Consider the following 20383-nt stretch of genomic DNA (forward strand, 5'->3'; position numbering starts at 1 on the left):
ATAATGTCTGCCGCAAGGCAAGAATTGTAATTAGGGAAAAGGGAGAAGGCAGCTTCTCTTGCACTAAATTCCGAATTCTGAATTCCAATTCCGAAATTCCGAATTCCGAATTCGTACTTCATATCGGAGGTCAAATTTATGGCGAAAGAACGCCCACCTCTAGACGACATGACACTGCGGCAGTTGCGTCGAGTTGCTAGCGAATATAGCATCTCTCGCTACAGTCGAATGCGTAAGTCGCAACTATTGGCAGCAATACAACAAGCCGAGCGTACTAAACTCTCTAGCACTCAACCGCGTAATCTGGAGGCACAAGAAACAGTGGAAGCAGCTAAATTTGAACTGGGACAAGAAGACCGGACTGGTGGTTCCTTAGCTGACGTGGATGAGGGTTTGGCGGATTTACCCGGAGGCTATGGCGAAAGCCGAATTGTGCTGATGCCACGCGATCCGCAATGGTCGTACACGTACTGGGATATTCCCAACGACCACAAAGAAGAACTGCGTCGCCAAGGCGGACAACAGCTAGCGCTGCGCCTCTACGACGTGACAGATATTAACATTGAATTTCAAAGCCCCCACAGCATTCAAGAATACCCCTGTGACGAACTAGCGCGGGAATGGTATTTACCGATCCCAGTGAGCGATCGCGATTATGTGGTAGATATCGGTTATCGCTGCGTTGACGGTCGTTTTCTGGTTCTAGCTCGTTCCGCTACCGTCCACGTTCCCCCCGTTTATCCTAGCGATTGGATTGAAGACCACTTCGTTACCGTCAGCATAGATGAAGATCTGCGCGGTAAGACTGTATTTGAACTGGTTCCCCCTGCTAAGCGCATGTCAATGGCAGCTGGTGGTGCAGCCGCTACTGGCAATCCAATCTACGATGAAATCTTTGGTATGGCTCAAGGTGCAGAAGCGCAGCGAGTTGCGGGTTCTCTATTCGGCTCTATGCAGCAGGTTCCAGAACAAGCGATCAGTTCTTACGTCTTCCCCTCTGGCGTAGGAATGTGGGCAGTACCTACCGTATCTGGTTTAACCATGTCTGGCGTAGGCATGTCTGGCGTAGGCTTCTCCGCTTCCGCCGTCCCCATGCGTCCGCGCCAGTTCTGGTTAGTTGCCGATGCTGAGTTAATCGTCTACGGTGCAACCGAACCAGATGCAACAGTAACCATCGGCGGTCGTCCAATCAAACTCAATCCCGATGGGACATTCCGCTTCCAGATGTCATTCCAAGATGGGTTAATCGACTACCCAATTATGGCAGTTGCAGCCGATGGCGAACAAACTCGTTCGATTCACATGAAGTTCAACCGCGAGACACCTTCGCGCAATACCAATACTAAGGAAGAAGCCGTCCTCGAATGGTTGCCCTAGTTTAGATCCCCCCAACCCCTCTTAAAAAGGGGGGCATACAGATCCGCAAAAAAACCTCGATCGCGATCGGGGTTTTTTGTTTCAATGTATTATTTTTTAGTTAAATTGAGCCGCAATCTCGTCAGTCTTAGCTGCCATAATAAAGTCGTTTTTGTGCAACCCAGAAATGGCATGTGTCCACCAACTGACTTTGACTTTACCCCACTCAGTTAATAGTGCGGGGTGATGTCCTTCCGCCTCAGCGATTTCACCCACGCGATTTGTAAAATTCAAAGCAGTTTGGAAATCGGGAAATTTGTAAGTACGGGTTAAATGTGGTATTCCTTCTACTTCCACAATTTGCCAATCGGGAATTTGCGGTTTGAGTTGTGCCTCTTCCTCTGGCGTGACTCGCGGTGCATCCTTCTTGCAAGCAGTACATTTTTGTTGTGTGAGAGTTTCCATAGCACTATCTACGTTGGTATCTCTAGTTTAATTTTATCGAGTGGGAGTAGATATGTAGACTGAAACCCATTACCAATTACCCACTACCATGACCCTGCTTCCGTTCTTTCAATTTCAATAAAATCTCAGCGTGAATCTCGCGAGTGATGGGATAGAAATAGGCTAGAATCAAGCCACCAATCAGGAATATTACAGGCAAAACACTAGCAGCAAGGCGAATGGCAAATAATGCTGATTCTGGTTGTGCTGGTAATTCTTGTCCCGCCGCAGCCTCTCTGAAACCCGATGCTTGTAAGGCATTCCCAACTAAAAACAAACCAAAAGCTAAACCAAATTTTTGCAACAACACCATAAAACCGTAAAAAATTCCTTCGCGGCGCAGTCCGGTATTGAGTTCGTCTAATTCAATTACATCCGGCATCATCGACCAGGGAATTAAATAAGCTGTAGATACTCCCATGCCTGTCATGACTGCTAAAGCAAACATCAAACCTAATTGACCAGGTTGTAAGAAATATAGTCCGATCGCTGCTATTACCCATAAAATCATTCCCATAAAATACACGGCTTTTTTGCCAATTTTTTTACTTAAATAGCTCCATACCAGCAACATGACAATTGCAGTGCCTTGTACGGCAATTAAAACTGTAGGAACTTGCGCTTCTTTTAGTTGCAGGTAGTTGACAACAAAGTAGGGAATAATACTAGCTTCTACCTGCACGGCTAACCAGGAACAAAGGTAAATTCCAATCACAGATAAAAAAGGTTTGTTGGTAAAAACAATTTTGAATTGTTCTTTAATTGGTAGAGCTGGGGGTTCTTCAACTGCCGTGCGTCTGGCTTCAAATGCCAAAACGCGATCGCGCGTTCCGTAAACGCACCAATAGAGTGATAAAGTTGCAATTACTGCACAAATTGCCGCTAGAATGAAGTATTGCTGTTGGCGATCGCTAATTGTAGAAAAAACAATTTGTGCCAAAATCAGCGAGAAAATACTGCCACCAATGGAAAAAATAAAGCGAAAACTATTCAGGCTCGTCCGCTCGTCATAATCTTGAGTTAGTTCTGGAGTCATTGCCGTATAAGGCAAATTGACCACAGTATAAAAAACTTGAGACACTACCCCAATGACTACGTAATACCAAAACAAGCTCCACATTTGGCTGGTAGGCTCGGTACTAAAGCGCGGTACAGTCCACTGTAAGAAGAAGAAAATTCCAAAGGGAATGGCTCCATAAAATAACCACGGTAAACGGCGACCCCAACGGCGAGATTTGGTTTTATCGGTCAGCACTCCGACAATTGGGTCGTTGACTGCATCCCAGATCTTACCAATCAGCAAAATGCTGCCTGCTAAACCTGCGGGAATGCCAGCCACATTTGTAAAAAAAACCAGCAGAAAAAATCCGCCAATCCCAGCAGCAATTGCTGGTCCCAAATCCCCTGCACCATAGGCAAGTTTGGTTTTTAAGTCTAACTTGTCACTTAAAGATGTTGCTTCAGAATCACCATTAGGGGAGGAATTATGCATAAACAAGATGGTAAAAGTTTAGAATAAATGACTCTGCCATCTAGTATTAGCGCTAAACCGTACCCGTTATGTCAGATCTTTATGTTTCTTGGTCGGACTACCACCGCACAATTGAGAAGTTGGCAGTCCAGGTTTACCAATCGCAGTGGCAATTCAATCAAATTGTCTGTCTCGCCCGGGGAGGCTTGCGGGTTGGCGATATTATTTCCCGCATCTACGAACAGCCGCTAGCGATTTTAGCGACTTCATCTTATGTGGGTGCAGGTAAGCAAGAAAGAGGTAGTCTAGTTGTCTCTCGTTACTTAACCATGACAACAGATAAATTAGGTTCTCGCATCCTCTTAGTTGACGATTTGGTTGACTCTGGCGCAACGTTACAGCAGACTATCCCTTGGTTGCAAGAGCAGTTTGCTACGGAAGTTGAAGAAATTCGTACCGCTGTTTTGTGGTACAAAGGCTGTTCTGCGTTTGTCCCAGATTATTACGTCGATTATCTACCCGATAGTCCCTGGATTCACCAACCGTTTGAGCCATATGAAAAGATGAATATTGCGGAACTAGCTGCATCGCATCAGGAGGCGGGAGTCGGGTAGAGGCGGATGTTGCCCACAAGTTAAGAATTTGGCGTACAGGAACAGAGAGAATATTGTAATTGCTTGCGAGCAGATAATGTGCGAAACCGCCAGATAAACGCAATAGATGCGATCGCCAGCCCAATTGATTGCCCAATCCACAATCCTACACCACCTAAGCCAAATTGGAACCCTAGCAGACAACCGCTCGTTAAACCAGCTCCCCAGTAAGCTAAAAAGCCTAGTAACATTGGAACGCGAGTATCTTGCAATCCTTGCAGCGCGCCATTAGCAGTTCTTTGCACTCCATCGACAATTTCTCCTAAAGCTGCGACAAACAGCATCGGGACAGCAATTGATAAAACGTTTGCATTTGCTGGGTCGCGCAGATCGATAAATAATCCTACTATCTGTTGAGGAAAGAGTAACACGGCGATCGCCATGAATGCCATTGAGCCAGCACCCAAAACCATACTGACGTATCCGGCTCGTTTAGCTGCTTTTAAGTTTTGCTGTCCGAGCCATTGACCGACTCGCACTGTTGTCGCGTATGACATCCCCAAGGGAACCATGTAAAAAACGACCGTAGTTTGTAAAACGATTTGGTGTGCTGCCAAAATCTCAGTTCCTAAAGTACCCATGAGGAACGTGACAATATTAAACAGCCCATATTCTATAGCTGTCGCTATCCCAATCGGCGCACCCAGCCAGAGCAATTCCCAAATAATACGCGGTTTAATTTGATGTAATGCCTGAAAAATGCCGTAATTTCTCAGTTGTTTGTGCCAAATTATGTAAACAGCTAAAGACAAAAACCTACCCCAAAAACTGAGAGCGCTAGTTAGTGCCAAACCCACCAGTCCCAGGCGCGGAAAACCAAACATACCCAGACCCAAGATATAATTACCTGCGATATCAAACAACGTCCAGGCGATCGCAATAACCATGACTGGACGTGCTTGCGATACGCCAGCTACGACACTTCTGAGTACGGTAAACCCCAAAGCTGGAAATATTCCCCACAGTGCAACATCCAGATATTCATTTGCAAGAGAAGCCGTTCTGGAGGTTTGTCCGAGCTGAAGCATCAGTGCGTCCAAATGTCCGACAATTGGCATCAGAGCAATTGCTAGAACCACAGATATCCACAATCCCTGGCGCGTTACCTGCGTGACTCGCGATTTATCACCTGCGCCATGCGCTGCGGCTAGGAGGGGGCTGACTCCCACCACTATGCTAGTTGCGGTATTTAACAGCGTCATAAACGTGATGGAGGCTAATCCACCTGCGGCTAGAGTTTCTTGTCCCAACCTACCCATGACTACCGTATCGGCAAAACCCGTAACAGATTGGGCAAGTTGGGCGCTGACTAAAGGAACGGCAAGTTTGAGAAATTTCTGAATTTCAGCCCGAATGTTGGAGCGATCGCTGTGAGAAGACATGGTGCAATATCTGAGACTGTATGGAAGGAAGTCGGTAGGGGCGCACGGCTGTGCGCCCGTACAAGGGAGCCGATGAATAAGGTTGTACAGAAGAAACTTGTCGAATTAATTTTGGGTAGGATCGGGCATGAAAAGAATTGAGCCGATTGTGAATATAATGCTGGCTGAGAAATGTAAAACGGCAGACACAGTAATACCTTTAAAAATTTCTAATATGGCATCAAATACAAACATTAACGAGCCAATGAGAAATAACCAACTAGCAACTGAGGAGCGATCGAGCTGATTGAGAATATTGGCGATCGCCATACTTTTTATCGACTCTACTAAATCGATTGCTTGACAATTATCCCCATTTACATACTTTTTTAGCAGCATCTCAATCTCCTAAAATTTCACTGAAACTCGGGCAGTTAATTTTGGCGTTACATACTGTAACTTTGCCGTTACAATTACAGAATAGGGAAACTCAAAGCTTCGATCTATTTGAATCTTGCGCGACTATCAAAATCTTGCGGTCAGTTTTGCAGAAGGCTAAAGCACAGATGGCGAAAGCATCACACACACATATACGCGATCCCAAATTACCGATCGCGTCGAGCCAAAATTTAGGTTGGGAATCGATTGTTGTTGAAGAATTTCAGCAACCCCCTGGAGGCATAGAACATTTCGCCTTGCCAGAACACGCGATCGCCGTATGTCTGGCGACGAAACCCAATCGCTTACATCAAATCATGGGCGATCGCCGTTACGTAGGACTCTATACTAAAGGCGATATTTCCATCACCCCCGCTCATCTCCCTTCTTCGTATAAATCAGAAGGCGAAGATCGCTACCTGCACATTCAGATTTCACCTCAATTCTTACAACAAGTAGCCAAAGAAGCGATCGAAATCGATCCAGCTCGCGTGGAAATTCTACCAGAATTTCGGGTACGCAACCCCCAAATTGAGCAGATATCAATGATGTTGCGATCGGCACTCCATCAAAACGATGCTTGGGTGAATCGCCTCTACATCGAATCTTTAGCCAATCTGCTAACAGTGCATTTACTCCGCGACTATGCTACAACTCAACCGCGTGTAGCACTTTATGAAGGAGGATTAGGCGATCGTAGATTACTGCAAGTTGCAGAATATATCAACGCTCATCTAGATCGAGAGATTAAACTAGCAGATTTAGCTCACCTTCTGGGAATGAGTCAGTTTCATTTCAGCCGCCTATTCAAACAATCCCTCGGCACTTCTCCCCATCAATACCTACTCCAGCAAAGAGTAGAACGAGCAAAACAGTTATTAAAACAAACAAACCTATCGGTAGTCGAAATCGCTCTACAATCCGGCTTCAGCAGCCACAGCCATCTCAGCCAACAATTTCGTCAACTCACAGGCATGACACCCAAAGCTTACCGAGCCGGATGAGCAAAGTCAAAAGTTAAAAGTTAAAAGTCAAACTAAGGAGTCAGGAGAAAAGGAAGCAAATCTAGCCACTAGCCACTAGCCACTAGCCACTCACTCTAAACACCAAACAACCACAACCAAAGTGGTAAAGTCAACAACAGACTTGCAGAACCAAGTGCTAAAGCCGTCACAGCCAAATCGCGATCGAGATCGTAAGCTTCGGCAATTACCAGAGTAGCAAACGCTGGAGGCATAGCCATTTGTAAAACGATCGCCAGTTGAGGCGCGCCTGTAAAACCACATAGAGTCAAGACGCTACCCACAACTAAAGGAACGATCAGCATTTTGATTGTCAAACTAACTGCGGCTTTAGGTAAATTGCGCCAAGACTTGAGATGTTGCAAGCGCATCCCGATAAGAACTAACGATAGAGCAACTACACTCCAACCCAAACTCGATAAAATTGATTCTGCTACAGCAGGTAAGGGAACTTGACGAAATAACAAGCCAAACCCCATACTCCACAAAGCAGGATTAACTAGTATTGCTTGGATAAGTGAAGTGCGATCGCTTTTCCCCTTACCAAAACGCGCCGCTAACACTACCCCTAAACCATAAGATCCCAAAGTCGATCCTAAAAGATCGTAAAACAGCGTCCAGCCAAAATACTGCGTCCCCACCACCGCTAAAGCAACGGGAAATCCTATATAACCCGTGTTGCCTACCATTGCTGCTAGAAGAAAACTGCCTTGGGTTGGTAGTTGGTAGTTGGTAGTTGGCAATGGGTAGTTGGTAGTTGCTCTCTTCTCTCCCCCAGCTTCCCCAGCTCCCTCAGCTCTCTTCCCCTGCTCGCTGCTCCCTGCTCCCTGCTCCCTATTCCCGCATAATCGAATCCACCCCCAAGCTAAACCCGCTCCGAGTAAAATAGCTATCCAAGCGCATATAGGTGCGATCCAAATAGCACCCGATAAGTCAGCTTGGCGCAAGAAGGCAATAATACTAATCGGGACTCCAATCCAAAACAGAAATTGTCCTAAAGTATGGGGAGAGAGCTGAGGTATTCTGCTGCTGGCGAAAAATCCTAATGAAACCAAGCCAATCAGTTGAGCGTATAGTATCAAAAGCTGCATTACAAAAAGAAAATTATTCTTCTGAAAGAATTAGTAGGGAATGGGGAATAATGGACTAGTGCAGTTTAACGAATGATACTTAGCCGTTAATCGGTCTTAGGTTTACAATTGCCAGTTGTAAACTTAAAGCTGGCGAGGCGAACTGTAAGGAGTGAGTTGTGGATAACGCTGACTTATCGAGAAAGCGACAAAAACATTCAAATTCTGCAAATCGTCGATCGCCCGATGATATTCCAGAGGCTTTGCGAGATGCAACCCCTTCTAATTCTGGCACTCCATCTAATCGTGCTTCTAGTGGGAAGCCGATTTATTTAATTGGTGGTTTGCTAGCTGTAGGTGCGATCGCAGTAGGAGCTGGTTTATGGTACTTCACCTCTATCCCATCACAAAACATCACTCAACCTATACCTACTGTTTCTCCTAGTCCGACTGTTTCTAGCCCTGCAACACCACAAACACCAGTAGCCGACAATCCTTCTCCCGCTAATTCAGACAACCTTTTAGGACATTTACCGTATCAAGAAGCACCCGAATCAGAACTCGCGCCAATTCTACCAGGAAGTTCCATGAGGTTACGTCAAGCCGCCGCTCAAGAGTTTCAAGCGATGGTACAAGCGGCTAGAGCTTCAGGAGTCAATTTAGTCCCGATTTCCGGTTTTCGTTCTACCAAAGATCAGCAGCATATCTATTTTGATATTCAGGCAGAACGGGGTCAATCTGTAACTAAACGTGCCGAAGTCAGCGCCCCTCCTGGCTACAGCGAACATCATACAGGTTACGCCGTAGATATTGGTGATGGCAATACACCAGCAACGAATTTAAATACTAATTTTGAGAAGACGAAAGCCTTTAAATGGTTAGAGGCAAATGCAGCGAGATTTCACTTTGAAATGTCTTTTCCCAAGAATAACTCGCAAGGGGTAAATTACGAACCTTGGCACTGGAGATTTGTTGGCGATCGCGATAGTTTAGAAACATTTTATAAAGCCAAAAATCTCAGTCGCAAGACACCTTAATTGTTTTTGCGCTGTTATATTACTTAGTTGATATATAAAGCAATATTGCCGAAAGGTTATTAGCTCATAATGATGCACGCAGTTACCTATAGACCACCAGAATTTGGAGATCAACAACAAATTAGTGCTTGCATGTGGGCTTCTGCGGATTTATGGGAACTCACAGACGGAACATCAGAAAGTGTTACCGAATGGAAACAAATTTGTGACCCAGGAGAATTAAGAGACAGAATCTTGAGTAGCGAGAGAATGTTGGTTGCTACCTGGAATGGAATAGTTGTTGGTTTTATTGCATTTCGGAGAGGAAATCATCTATCGCTGTTGTTCGTCCGAAGAGAATTTGCTAGGCAAGGAATCGGTAGGGAGCTGCTTGCTCGTAACAGCAACGATCTTGATACAATCACTGTTAATTCATCTGATGCAGCAGTAGGCTTTTATCGGAAAGTCGGGTTTATCCAAAGTGGCGATCGCTTTTTCAAAAATGGGGTATGGGCAACACCCATGAAGTGGACTAAAATTGCAGTGAGTTGAAAGCACTGACTCATCCTTTAACATTACAATTTGTTAGTGCCGAAAACAAAACTCAAAAAATTATTGTTGAAGTCAAAAGTTTTATAGAACTTATAGGATAGTTGCTATGCTGATTTAGATATAGGGGCAGCTAACGAGTAGCTGGGAGGCGATCGCTCTTGAGCGCTTGTGTCAAGGGTGATGTCGCTCTTTAAACTGCAACCTTAGCTAAAAAGTTATATTCAAAATATCGAGTTTTGCTAAAAACCATCATGCACCAGATTAACTTAAAAGAAGCCGAGACTCGACTAGCTGAGCTAATTGAAGAAGCGGCAGGCGGGGAAGAAGTCGTTATCATCCGCAGCGATGGGAAATCTTTCAAAATTGTGCCGCTTGGTACGATAGAAGCAATCCCTAAATTCGGCAGTGCAAAGGGGATAGTAAAAATGTCAGATGATTTTGATGCGCCGTTAGCTAAGTAGCAATAAATTAAGCTAATCTTCCGTTAGCAACCGTTCTAGTAGGCTTGGTGCGACCCAAAAACCAACTTCTTGCAACTGTTCAAAAGTTCTCCCTAAATCCAGTAACCCACTTCTAGCAGCATCTTTTATAGTACCCAACAGTCCGACAATCTTTAATCCACGTTCCACTGCAATTTGCCTTGCTGCCTTGTCATCTAAAATTACTAAATCAGCTTCCAATCGCTCGGCAAGTAGAATTGCTGCTCGTTCACCAGGGTCGAGTGTCGTTAGTTCAATACTCTGAAGAATTTTAATTGATTGTATTTGCAGCCATTTGGGAGGTTGAGCAATCCAGTTTTTCACCATAGGCGGCGATGCAGATGCACTCAGTTCGCTAGCAACAACTTGAGGAATAGTGACAACACGATACAGAGTTTGCAGTATTTCAATTTGGTTAATCAGTAACAAATAGCAAATTGGAGAAGTATCAGAGACAACAATCATTGCACTCTGAATTTTTTGAGAGTTTGAAGATCCTTTTCTAATTCAGCTTCGTCATAATTCAGATAAACACCCATCCGCTTTAAAAAGGCATGAGTTTCAAGACGAGATGGTAGTTGTAGGATTTGACGCACTTCAGCAGTGTTAACTTTACCACAGCGGTAAGCATCAGCAATAATGACCTCTAGAAGCCGACGCGAGAGACTACCCCATGTTTGGTCTAGTCGTTGGGCAATTTCATCAGGAATGTCAACCGTAATTTGCATACTATTTTTTGCTGGAAACCGTACTCTCAAATCTATGGTAAGCGATCGCGCCTTTTTATTAAGCGACAATTGTTATAAGCTGTTACACAATTTTGACTTTTAACTTTTAACTTTTGACTTGCTTACAGCTTTCCTCGCTGTAACCCCAATAGTTGAATAATAAATTGCCCACGATCGCAGATCTTCGGCAAATTGACAATACCGATCGATGTCTTGTTGCGTTGTTTTACCCGTAGCAATATATTTATCCGCTAATCGCTCGGCAGACATTTTCATAACTGTAGCAATTCCCGAACCACCTGGAGCTAAAGGAGTATCATTCTCTACAGATAAATCTTGCAAATTCAACTGTTGAAATATTGCAGGCAATCTAATTCCAAAAGCATAATCCATACCCCTACTAGCAAACATTTGGGCGATCGCCTCATTCACCCGATTCATTGACTGACAAGCTGCTTCATTTCCCGCGATCGCTCTAGCAGCAGAAAAATCTGGTTCTTCGATCGCAATCCATCCCCCAGGTTTGAGCAAATCTAACATTTTTGCGAGAGCAACTTGAAATTCTGGAACATGAATCAACACGTAGCGAGTATGAATTAAATCGAAAGATTGACTTTCTAGCGCTAGATGACGAATATCGGATTCTATAACTTCTATATTCGCTCGTTTGAGCTTGGCAACAAAACGAGTATTTAAATCGACAGCCACAACCTTACCATCGTCTCCAACAATTTCTGCCATCCATCGGGCGATCGATCCTGCTCCTGCACCAACTTCAAGACAGCGCCAATTTGCAGCAATACCTGTTGCTTGAATTCGCTGACGGCTGGCTGGATCGAAGACTCGTTCGATTGCTTGGAGTCTTGCCAATTCTTTCAGCTCGGTTTCTGTCAATTCATCTTCTTCGGATTCAACTTGAGTCAAAGGCTGAGAATTAGCAAAGATGTATGTAGAATCTGACATTTTCACCTCTGTAACTCTGATTAATTTTCGATCGCACGACCAATAGAAAAACCTCGGCGTGTAGGTCTACTTTGTGCTAACTGTACCTGAAAACTGACGCGATCGCTCGTCCCATCACTTCTAGCCTCCACAGTCTAGTTCCCAGGACGCAGCTCCCAGAAGAAAGCATCAGATGTCTGCGTTGCTAATTTCTGACCGTTAAGCCACCATTCTACAGGTTTATCTGACTTGGCAGCGAGTTTAAATTCAAGCTTTTGCTGGCTGTCACTCGCCCCATGACTAGGGTAGAGGAGAAACAAAGCACCGTTGGTAGGAGAGACAATTTTCAGTCCGCTCGTAACTCCAGGCGATCGCCCTTGGGTTGCCAACCATTCATCATACTCTCTAGGTAAGTTAAGACGATATAGTGGCTCTTTTGCTGTAGGAGAAGTTACCAGTTGATAGAAAGTATCGGGGTAGCGATCGTAATCGTCTAAATCTTCTGGATAAAAATATTCCTGTACCACCGTTGGACAAGCAGGCGTAGGTTTCAATCCCGACAAAGCACAGACCGGACGTAAAACCAAACCAGATGGAGCAGGAAAAGCCGCAGGCTCTCGATCTTCGTGCAAGTGCAACATAATCCGATTCCACAAAGGAGCCGCACCCATCACCCCAGATACCTGACGCATCGGTTCGCCGTCAAAATTACCTACCCAAGTTGCCACAGTATAATCACTCGTAAATCCTACCGTCCAGGTATCGCGAAAATTAGAAGAAGTCCCCGTTTTCACCGCAGCCGGAAATGGTAAATTCAGCACCGAGTCCACACCAAAAGACTTAGCCCGGGCATGGCGATCGCTTAATATGTCAGTTATCAGTGACCAGTTATCAGTGACCAGTGAAGAAAGGGAGTAGGGTGTAGGGGAGTCAGTGCGATGCGGGAGGTCGGTGCGTTGCGGGGGTGTCCCCCGTTGTAGCAACTGGCGTTGTGGGGTGTGGGGTGCGCGAACCAATTTTGAATTTTGAATTTTGAATTTTGAATTGTCCTCCTTGTCCCCCTCTGCCCAAATTCCGAATTCCGAATTCCGAATTCCGAATTCCAAATTCCCCTGCCTTGCCATAGTTGCATAAGCGCGAGCTAATTCCCACAGACTGACTTCACCGCTACCGAGAGTTAAGCCGAGTCCGTAATATTCTGGAGACTGGTTTAAATGCTCGAAACCAAGTTGATGCAAGCGTTGTAAGAAATTTTCTACACCAACTCGCTCTAAGACTCGCACGGCGGGAACGTTAAGAGAATTCGCTAAGGCAACGCGGACGCGCACGGGTCCTTGAAAGGTTTCGCTGTAATCTGTAGGGCTGTAAAGCCGCGCCCCAGGAATAGCATAGTGGGTAGGTACGTCTGCTAATACGGTATTTGGACGAATTAAGCGCTGTTCTAAGGCTAGTTGGTACAAAAAGGGTTTTAGAGTCGATCCAGGCTGTCGAAGTGCTTGCACGCCGTCGTTACGCCCCAATTCGGCATCGGCAAAGTAATCGGGAGAGCCAACATACGCTAAAACTGCACCAGAATGATTGTCAATAACTAAAGCAGCAGCGTGGTGGACGTTGTGTGATGCAAGATTGCGCACGATTTGCTGGACTTGTGCTTCTACAAACTGCTGCAAGGGACGATCTATAGTCGTCCGAATTTGGGATGGATGTTGTTTGGGAAGTTGACTAGCTGCCCAAAATAGAAAATGGGGTGCGGCAATAATTCCTTGCCGTCGCGACTGGAGCGTAATTGCTTCTGTATTGGCTTTTTCTGCCTCAGCACGGGTAATATGTTTATCTTGAACCATGCGATCGAGGACGTATGCCTGTCGCCGTTTCAACTTTTCCCAACCATCGTAAGGATTGAGGTACACCGGATTGTTGGGGATGGCTGCTAGCAGACTTGCTTGTGCTAGATTCAGTTCGGATGCAGGCATTCCCAGATATATTCGCGCAGCTGCTTCTATACCGTAAATATTGCCACCCATCGGCAAGCGGTTGACGTAAGCTTGCAAAATCTCATCTTTGCTCATGCCTGCGGCTAGCCGCCAAGACAGCCAAACTTCTCGAACTTTCCCCCAGAGGTTGCGCGGTGAGGATTCTAGCATCCGTGCTAGTTGCATAGTAATTGTCGATGCGCCGCTGACAATTCTTCTAGCTTGAATAGAAGTGACGATCGCCCGTCCAATTGCCTTTAAATCCAACGCTCCGTGATGATAGAATTGACCGTCTTCTGCTGCTAAAATTGCTTGAATAAACTGGGGCGAAACTGCATTTAACGGTATGGCTACAGTACGATCGCGATCGCGAGTCAGTAAAGTTCCCAAAGGCAACCCGTGGCGATCGCTAAATTCAATTGCCTGCCCATCCTGTACGATATTTTTGGCATAAATCGGAGCGAGATAAGGCAAGCCACGGATAACTAGACATAGTAGTATCAAAACAAAAATTCCCTTCCTCCAGGGGAGGCGGGAGTTAGAAGGGAGCAGGGAGCAGGGAGCAGGGAGCAGGGGAGACAAGGGAGACAAGAGGTGAAGAGAGCTGAGGGAGCGATCGGGAACTGAGGGAGAGATGGTAATGACCAACTACCAACTACCAACCACCAACCACCAACTACCACTGATAACTAGTCATTAGCCACTAGTCACTAGTCACTGAATTATTCCCGCCGTATTTAATTAATAGCGCGATCGCAATACTCACAGCTAGTACCAACACCATACTTAACGCCGAACCAAATCCCCAGTTCTGGGTTGTGCCTAAAAACTGATTGTAAATTAACCTGGCGATCGTCATACTGGATGCACCACCGAGTAACTCTGGAGCAATGAAATCTCCAATTGCCGTAATGAAAACTAACAGCGAACCTGCGGCAATTCCTGGTAAAGTTTGGGGGACAGTTACCTTCCAAAAGGTTTCAGCGGGATTTGCTCCTAAATCCGCGGCTGCTTCTAGCAATCTGCGGTCTAATCTTTCAAGGGAGGCGTAGAGAATCAAGACCATATAAGGCAGTAAATTGTAACTCAAGCCAATCAAAACTGCCGTACTGCTATTGTGAATCTGGAGGCTGGGTAAACCAACACTGTTGAGCAAAGAGTTCAGCACGCCTGTAGGACGCAAAATCGTAATCCAGGCATAGGAACGCAGTAACGAAGATGTCCACAGGGGTAAGACAAAACCCAATAAAAGTAGAGTCCGCCAGCGTTGGGGAGCCAACAAAGCAATCCAGTAGGCGACGGGAAATCCTAGTAACAAGCAAATAATAGTACTAAAGCTAGCTAAAAATAGCGATCGCCCCATCACTCCCATATACAGGGGTTGAAATACCTGAATATAGTTATCTATACCACTAGGATTGACAATATTTCCCGGGCGAAACCCCGGCACTAAACTCAACTCAAAAATAATCAGTGTTGGTAGTACCAATAACAATATCAACCAAATTCCAGCCGGGGTTAGAAATATTGTTGGTTCTAGCCAATTCCACCAACGAGGATGTTTCGGTGGTAGCGGTGGTTCGTCGGCATCCTGACTTGACGTTGCATCGAGTTGAAGCGGTGACTTTTTTGCAGGCACAGTTTGTAGAAGGGAGTAGGGAGTAGGGAGTAGGGGTTAGAAATGAGATCTAACAACTACCAATTACCAACCAATCATTCATACTTCATCCTTTTTCCTTTCTCCTTTTTCCTTCATACTTTCCTAACTTCCGATCCCCTAGCTACTCGTTAGTTGCGTCCAGTAGCGATCGTAAACTGCATCAAAATCTCCCAAGGGGGAAATACGTTCGCATTTATTTAAGACCGATTCTGGAGGAAACAAATTCGGATCTTGGCGCAACTGAGTTGGTAACTGTTCTAATGCAACTTGATTGGGAATGGCTACAGTTTGTCGCTGGCAAATTTCTGCTGCTACCGTAGGTTCCAAGTTGTAATTGAGCCAAGCATATGCAGCATCGAGATTGGGTGCGGTTTTGGGAATGGCGATCGTATCCGTCCACAAAGACGTGCCACTGGCGGGAATGATATATCTGAGATTGGGGTTTTCTTGAGAAATTTTAATTCCATCAGTGGAATATGCCATCGCTAACACTAAATCCCCAGCGAGGATTTGACTGCGCCAAGCATCGGTATCAAATGCAGCAATACTGGGTTTGAGTTCTCGTAACTTCTCGTAAGCCTGCTTAACTTGCGGCTCATCTTTAGAGTTGTAGGAATAACCCAACATTCGCAAAGTTGCGCCCATGACTTCCCGCACGTCATCAATTAAAGTCATGCGTCCCGACAATTGCCGACTATTTTTCCACAAATATTCCCAATCTGTAGGTGGTTCCTTCAACTGCTGGGTATTGTAAACAAATCCAGTTGTTCCCCAACTCATGGGAATACTGTGACGATTTTGCGGATCGTAAGTCGGATTTTGAAATTGGGGGGCAAGTCGGTCTAAACCTTGGAGGCGCGAACGGTCGAGTTCGTGGAGCATTCCCCTTTCTATCATTCGCCTTACCATATAATCGCTAGGATAGATGACGCTGTAATTTCCTCCTCCTCCTGCTTGCAACTTTGCCAGCATTGCTTCGTTTGATTCGTAGATGTCTGCAACGACTGGTACTTTGAACTGAGAGGTAAAGTTTTTAATCAGCTCGTCATCCGTATACTGCGACCAGGTATAGACAAATAACTTGTCTGTTGGACTTGCTGGTGGTGCTGTCCGTTGGACTCCTCCCTGTCTCCAGCCACAACGGGTGAGGGCAAGTCCAGAAATTGCGGCTACTGAGGTGTGAATAAATCTGCGTCTCGATCGCGAAAATCTTTGTACTGGCTGATGGTTTGTGTTCATTCGCTTCCACTGGCTTTTAAAGCTATACAGTCACGAGTCGCCCAACGAACGTAGATCGGTATATCAGTGTCTGATAAGGTGTTGCCTGCATTTGGTTGTAAGACTTTAATGCGATCGCCCGAGTCTAATTCTACTAAGTAGTGAACGTGGGTTCCCAGGTACATAACGTGTAGGAGTTTACCAGCAAAACAATTCGTACGAATAGTAGGACGTTCCAAGCTCAACTCAATTTTTTCTGGGCGCACGCTGATCGTAACTGGTGCAGACGTTGCGGTTGGTTCTGTATAGTCGTATCTTTGCACGACAATTTTTAATCCCTTGTTGCTATCAACCTGGAGAGTCGAGCGATCGCTATGCGCGATTTTCCCGGCTAATAAGTTAGTATCACCGATAAAATCAGCTACAAATGCCGTACTCGGATGTTCGTAGATTTCCTTGGGAGAACCAATTTGTTCGACCTTGCCACGATGCATCACGGCAATGCGGTCTGATAAAGACAGGGCTTCTTTTTGGTCGTGGGTGACAAAGATAAATGTCACGCCCAAATTTTGATGCAGATTGGATAATTCTACCTGCATTTCCTGACGTAGTTTCAAGTCGAGTGCGGCTAAAGGCTCATCTAACAACACGACTGCCGGACGATTGACTAATGCCCTTGCCAAAGCAACTCGCTGCTGCTGTCCGCCTGAGAGTTGTACGGGAAAGCGCGATCGCATCGTCTCCATTTTGACTAACCTCAGTGCGGCTTCCACGCGACTATTCAGTTCCACCCGCGAGAGTTTTTGCAACCGCAACCCAAAAGCAATGTTCTCCCACACATTTAAGTGGTTAAACAAAGCATAGCTTTGAAACACAGTGTTGACGGGGCGGCGATAGGGCGGAACGCGATTCATCTGTTCACCCTGAATCAATATCTTTCCCGCGTCCGCTCGTTCAAATCCAGCAATTAAACGTAACGTTGTTGTTTTGCCACAACCAGAGGGACCGAGAATACTGAAAAATTCTCCTCGTCGAATATTCAGGTCGATCCCGTTTACAGCCAATTCTTGATGAAAAAACTTATAGACGTTTTGCAGCTCAACATCTAGCAGCGATGCACCGACTTTTCCCCCTGTATACCGTGTTGCAGTTCGAGCCGTCATCCGTATTGTCCCAGGTAATATATTTTATCTTCCAGTCTGCACGGTATTTTGTCGAACTGCCAATAAATTTACTTGTTCCTGCTATTAGCTGAGCGAACGCTCACTCCAATTGATTAAAATTGATGGGTAAATGCTGCTTTATCTGAGCGCGATCGCCTCAGTTGTGGGTAACTTAGATTTTAAATGCTACCGCGCCAATATCGTCAATCCCACCCCATGAAAATCATTTACCCCGCCTATGGCAGTAAAACGAAAACCACCCGCACTGTCGGGCGTAGTTTCCAAGCCGTAGTGTTAATGCTAGGGATTACTCTTGCCTTGTTTGGTGGGATTGGCAGTCGGCTGGCATATTTACAGCTGATTGAAGGGACTCGCAATCGTCAGTTGGCAGACAATAACCGCATTCGCTTGATTCCCAAACAGCCAGAACGGGGTAGTATCTTCGATCGCAAAGGCAGAATTTTAGCAACTAGTCGTCTGTCTCATTCCGTTTACATTTGGCCTATGGCTCCCAAAAAACCGGAATGGGACAGTACTAAACAACGGCTTGCCCAAATTTTACAAATGCCAGCCGCCGAAATTCAACAACGCATGGATAAAGCCGGGGTAAATTCTCCTAGCCTAATTCGCATGGCACGAGATATTAACCCCGCTCAAATTACGGCTTTGGCAGAATACAAAAATCAATTAAAAGATGTAGAAGTTTACATCGAACCGATTCGCAGTTATCCCAACGGTCAAATCGCCGCCCACATTCTCGGTTATACAGGCGAGATGAATGACGATACATTAGCTGAGAAACGTAAAGAAGGCTATCGCCTCGGAGATGTCATCGGACAAATGGGAGTAGAAGCAGCCTTTGAGAAGCAACTGCGGGGTGAATGGGGCGGACAACAGGTAGAAGTTGATGGGAAAGGCAGGGTTTTACGATATTTAGGCGAGAAGAAGGCAAGGTCGGGTCAGAACATTCATTTAACGATCGATCTAGAGTTACAAAAAGCCGCCGAAAAAACTTTGGGCGATCGCCAAGGGGCAATTGTCGCCCTCGACCCCCGTACTGGCGGGGTTTTGGCAATGGTGAGTCGTCCTACCTTCGACCCCAACGTATTTTCTAAACGCATCACCCCCGCCGTATGGCGCAGCCTGCAAAAGAAAGACCACCCCTTTGTCAACCGTGCCTTAAGAGGCTTTCCCCCTGCCAGTACGTACAAAATCATCACCGCTACAGCTGGCTTGGAGTCGGGGAAATTTTCGCCTAAAACGCGATTGCAGACTTACGGTTGCATGAACATCGGTGGTACGAGATTCTGCGATTGGAATCTTGCCGGATTTGGCGTACTCGATTTTCCTGGGGCGTTGGCTTGGAGTAGCGATACATTTTTCTATCAAATCGGTCGGGGAATTGGCGGACCGACTCTGATTGAATGGACGCGAAAGTTTGGCTTTGGGCGCAAAACGGGAATCGAACTCGCACCGGAAGAGGCTAAAGGTTTAGTTGCGGATGATAAATGGAAGCGAGCCAACTATGACTTACCTTGGAAGGTAGGGGACACGGTAAACATGTCCATCGGTCAAGGATTTTTGCAAGTTTCTCCCTTGCAAGTTGCTGTGATGTTCGCCGTTCCTGCTAGTGGTGGCTACCGGATCAAACCGCACTTACTGCGAGATAACGAGGAAGCGAAGAAATGGCGGGAGTCTTTAAATATCAAACCAAGCACCGTGCAAACCGTCCGTCAGGGATTGCGACAAGTCGTAGCTAGCGGGACGGGTAGGGCATTGAATTCTCCTACCATTCCCCCCGCTGCTGGTAAAAGCGGTACGGCGGAGACTTATAAGAAGAAATCTCACACTTGGTTTGGCGGTTACGCCCCATACAATAAACCAGAAATTGTGGTCGTAGCGTTTGCCGAACACTCTGGTGGTGGCGGTGGAAAGCTTTGCGCCCCAATGGTGTTGAAGGTTATGGAAGCTTATTTTCACGGACAGAAAGCAAAGGGAGAAGTTGTAAGTCGGTAGGGGCGAGTTTGGAAACCCACCCGTAGGGGAGTCGGCGGTCGGAATGAATTACTCAGGGTTTGTACGTTTACGTACAGACAAGTTTGGCTTTTTTGGTTATGCGCTTTGGATGTTTCTGCTAATCGCGAGAGATTCGAGAGTTAGCTTTCAGCCATTTAGATAAAGCTTTCTTAAGTATCGAAACGATTTATGCTAAAAATCTCAATACACAAGTTAAAATTCTTTTTGAAATGAACGCAGTGTTACTGTGAATGTTGAATATATGAGTTCCACTCAGGCGTTGGATAAGTCATAGTTGCGATCGCTCTTTAACAAAGTTTCACAATAGTTTCAGTATTTTCTCTAAACTTGACAGAGAAAAAATGAAATATGTTGATTTTATGTGACGAAAAGCACTTTTTTGCTGTTTGAACCGAACCTTGAGATGCAAATGTAAGTACTTACTGTTTTGTTAAAAACTTCAAACCCGCATTTACTAAACAACTTTTATGACCGCAACGACTAATAACAATTTGACCTCGATTGAGGAATTTCCATCTGCTGTTGAAGTTGCTAAGATTTGGCAGCAAAAGGGGACTCAATTAGCCAATTTAGGTAAATATACAGAAGCATTGAATTACCTAAATCGAGCTATAACAATTCATGAAGACAATCCTACTGCTTTAGAGGATGTTTGAAAAGTTTTGAAGGGTGAGATTTTATGCCAGCCGCCTAACCATGATACGGATCATGGCAAGGTAGATAAAAGTCTCGGAGGTTTG

The 20383-nt window shown here is 45.5% G+C and carries 20 protein-coding genes; 8 read left to right on the forward strand and 12 right to left on the reverse strand.

Annotated features, from left to right (window positions below):
- Positions 1 to 138: 138 nt before the first annotated feature.
- Complete coding sequence (locus QH73_RS04990) at positions 139 to 1377, forward strand: DUF4912 domain-containing protein (RefSeq protein WP_039715471.1); 1239 nt, start codon at positions 139 to 141, stop codon at positions 1375 to 1377.
- Between the two features lie 96 nt (positions 1378 to 1473).
- Here QH73_RS04990 and QH73_RS04995 read toward each other — a convergent pair whose 3' ends face one another.
- Together QH73_RS04995 and QH73_RS05000 are read right to left on the reverse strand one after the other, a co-directional pair.
- The gene (locus QH73_RS04995) at positions 1474 to 1821 is read right to left on the reverse strand and encodes a 4a-hydroxytetrahydrobiopterin dehydratase (RefSeq protein ID WP_039715472.1); all 348 of its coding nucleotides are present in this window, start codon (positions 1819 to 1821) and stop codon (positions 1474 to 1476) included.
- Positions 1822 to 1897: 76 nt separating this feature from the next.
- Positions 1898 to 3352: an MFS transporter gene (locus QH73_RS05000; protein WP_039715473.1), complete on the reverse strand. Its 1455-nt coding sequence runs from the start codon at positions 3350 to 3352 to the stop codon at positions 1898 to 1900.
- A 68-nt stretch (positions 3353 to 3420) separates the two neighbouring features.
- On the opposite strand from QH73_RS05000, the gene QH73_RS05005 reads away from it, so the two are divergent.
- Positions 3421 to 3945: a phosphoribosyltransferase gene (locus QH73_RS05005; protein ID WP_039715474.1), complete on the forward strand. Its 525-nt coding sequence runs from the start codon at positions 3421 to 3423 to the stop codon at positions 3943 to 3945.
- Positions 3946 to 3965: 20 nt separating this feature from the next.
- Here the strand turns inward: QH73_RS05005 and QH73_RS05010 are convergent, their stop codons facing one another.
- Both QH73_RS05010 and QH73_RS05015 read right to left on the reverse strand, forming a co-directional pair.
- On the reverse strand, positions 3966 to 5366 hold the full coding sequence (locus QH73_RS05010) for an MATE family efflux transporter (RefSeq protein ID WP_039715475.1): 1401 nt from the start codon (positions 5364 to 5366) through the stop codon (positions 3966 to 3968).
- A 105-nt stretch (positions 5367 to 5471) separates the two neighbouring features.
- Positions 5472 to 5744 carry a hypothetical protein gene (locus QH73_RS05015; protein WP_132866651.1) on the reverse strand — a complete coding sequence of 91 codons (273 nt, stop codon included), beginning with the start codon at positions 5742 to 5744 and terminating at the stop codon, positions 5472 to 5474.
- 167 nt (positions 5745 to 5911) lie between these two features.
- Here QH73_RS05015 and QH73_RS05020 point away from each other — a divergent pair, with 167 nt between their 5' ends.
- Complete coding sequence (locus QH73_RS05020; protein ID WP_052290257.1) at positions 5912 to 6787, forward strand: helix-turn-helix domain-containing protein; 876 nt, start codon at positions 5912 to 5914, stop codon at positions 6785 to 6787.
- 95 nt (positions 6788 to 6882) lie between these two features.
- Here the strand turns inward: QH73_RS05020 and QH73_RS05025 are convergent, their stop codons facing one another.
- Entirely contained in the window at positions 6883 to 7896 is a 1014-nt protein-coding gene (locus QH73_RS05025; protein WP_039715477.1) for an AEC family transporter, read from the reverse strand.
- A gap of 158 nt (positions 7897 to 8054) precedes the next feature.
- Here QH73_RS05025 and QH73_RS05030 point away from each other — a divergent pair, with 158 nt between their 5' ends.
- From QH73_RS05030 to QH73_RS05040, 3 genes are all read left to right on the forward strand, one after another.
- Complete coding sequence (locus QH73_RS05030; RefSeq protein ID WP_039715478.1) at positions 8055 to 8912, forward strand: M15 family metallopeptidase; 858 nt, start codon at positions 8055 to 8057, stop codon at positions 8910 to 8912.
- A gap of 69 nt (positions 8913 to 8981) precedes the next feature.
- The gene (locus tag QH73_RS05035) at positions 8982 to 9443 is read left to right on the forward strand and encodes a GNAT family N-acetyltransferase (protein ID WP_236146882.1); all 462 of its coding nucleotides are present in this window, start codon (positions 8982 to 8984) and stop codon (positions 9441 to 9443) included.
- Between the two features lie 236 nt (positions 9444 to 9679).
- Positions 9680 to 9904: a type II toxin-antitoxin system Phd/YefM family antitoxin gene (locus tag QH73_RS05040; protein WP_236146883.1), complete on the forward strand. Its 225-nt coding sequence runs from the start codon at positions 9680 to 9682 to the stop codon at positions 9902 to 9904.
- 12 nt (positions 9905 to 9916) lie between these two features.
- Here QH73_RS05040 and QH73_RS05045 read toward each other — a convergent pair whose 3' ends face one another.
- The 7 genes from QH73_RS05045 to QH73_RS05075 form a co-directional block, all read right to left on the reverse strand.
- Complete coding sequence (locus tag QH73_RS05045; protein WP_039715480.1) at positions 9917 to 10387, reverse strand: PIN domain-containing protein; 471 nt, start codon at positions 10385 to 10387, stop codon at positions 9917 to 9919.
- The gene (locus tag QH73_RS05050) at positions 10384 to 10650 is read right to left on the reverse strand and encodes a UPF0175 family protein (RefSeq protein WP_039715481.1); all 267 of its coding nucleotides are present in this window, start codon (positions 10648 to 10650) and stop codon (positions 10384 to 10386) included. The genes QH73_RS05045 and QH73_RS05050 overlap by 4 nt, the downstream gene beginning before the upstream one ends.
- 99 nt (positions 10651 to 10749) lie before the next feature.
- Positions 10750 to 11613 carry a class I SAM-dependent methyltransferase gene (locus tag QH73_RS05055; RefSeq protein ID WP_132866653.1) on the reverse strand — a complete coding sequence of 288 codons (864 nt, stop codon included), beginning with the start codon at positions 11611 to 11613 and terminating at the stop codon, positions 10750 to 10752.
- A gap of 134 nt (positions 11614 to 11747) precedes the next feature.
- A complete protein-coding gene (locus QH73_RS05060; protein WP_309476450.1) occupies positions 11748 to 14069 on the reverse strand; it encodes a penicillin-binding protein 1C in 2322 nt (773 codons plus the stop codon).
- 199 nt (positions 14070 to 14268) lie between these two features.
- On the reverse strand, positions 14269 to 15204 hold the full coding sequence (locus QH73_RS05065; protein ID WP_132866655.1) for an ABC transporter permease: 936 nt from the start codon (positions 15202 to 15204) through the stop codon (positions 14269 to 14271).
- A 138-nt stretch (positions 15205 to 15342) separates the two neighbouring features.
- Positions 15343 to 16464, reverse strand: a complete 1122-nt coding sequence (locus tag QH73_RS05070) for a polyamine ABC transporter substrate-binding protein (protein ID WP_052290025.1) — start codon at positions 16462 to 16464, stop codon at positions 15343 to 15345.
- A complete protein-coding gene (locus tag QH73_RS05075) occupies positions 16461 to 17606 on the reverse strand; it encodes an ABC transporter ATP-binding protein (RefSeq protein ID WP_039715483.1) in 1146 nt (381 codons plus the stop codon). Before QH73_RS05075 ends, QH73_RS05070 begins: the two co-directional genes overlap by 4 nt.
- 216 nt (positions 17607 to 17822) lie before the next feature.
- On the opposite strand from QH73_RS05075, the gene mrdA reads away from it, so the two are divergent.
- Positions 17823 to 19622, forward strand: a complete 1800-nt coding sequence (mrdA, locus tag QH73_RS05080; RefSeq protein WP_039715484.1) for a penicillin-binding protein 2 — start codon at positions 17823 to 17825, stop codon at positions 19620 to 19622.
- 488 nt (positions 19623 to 20110) lie between these two features.
- Positions 20111 to 20299 carry a tetratricopeptide repeat protein gene (locus QH73_RS05085; protein ID WP_039717422.1) on the forward strand — a complete coding sequence of 63 codons (189 nt, stop codon included), beginning with the start codon at positions 20111 to 20113 and terminating at the stop codon, positions 20297 to 20299.
- Positions 20300 to 20383 lie beyond the last annotated feature (84 nt).

Source organism: Scytonema millei VB511283 (genome assembly GCF_000817735.3).
Classification (GTDB): Bacteria; Cyanobacteriota; Cyanobacteriia; order Cyanobacteriales; family Chroococcidiopsidaceae; genus Chroococcidiopsis; species Chroococcidiopsis millei_B.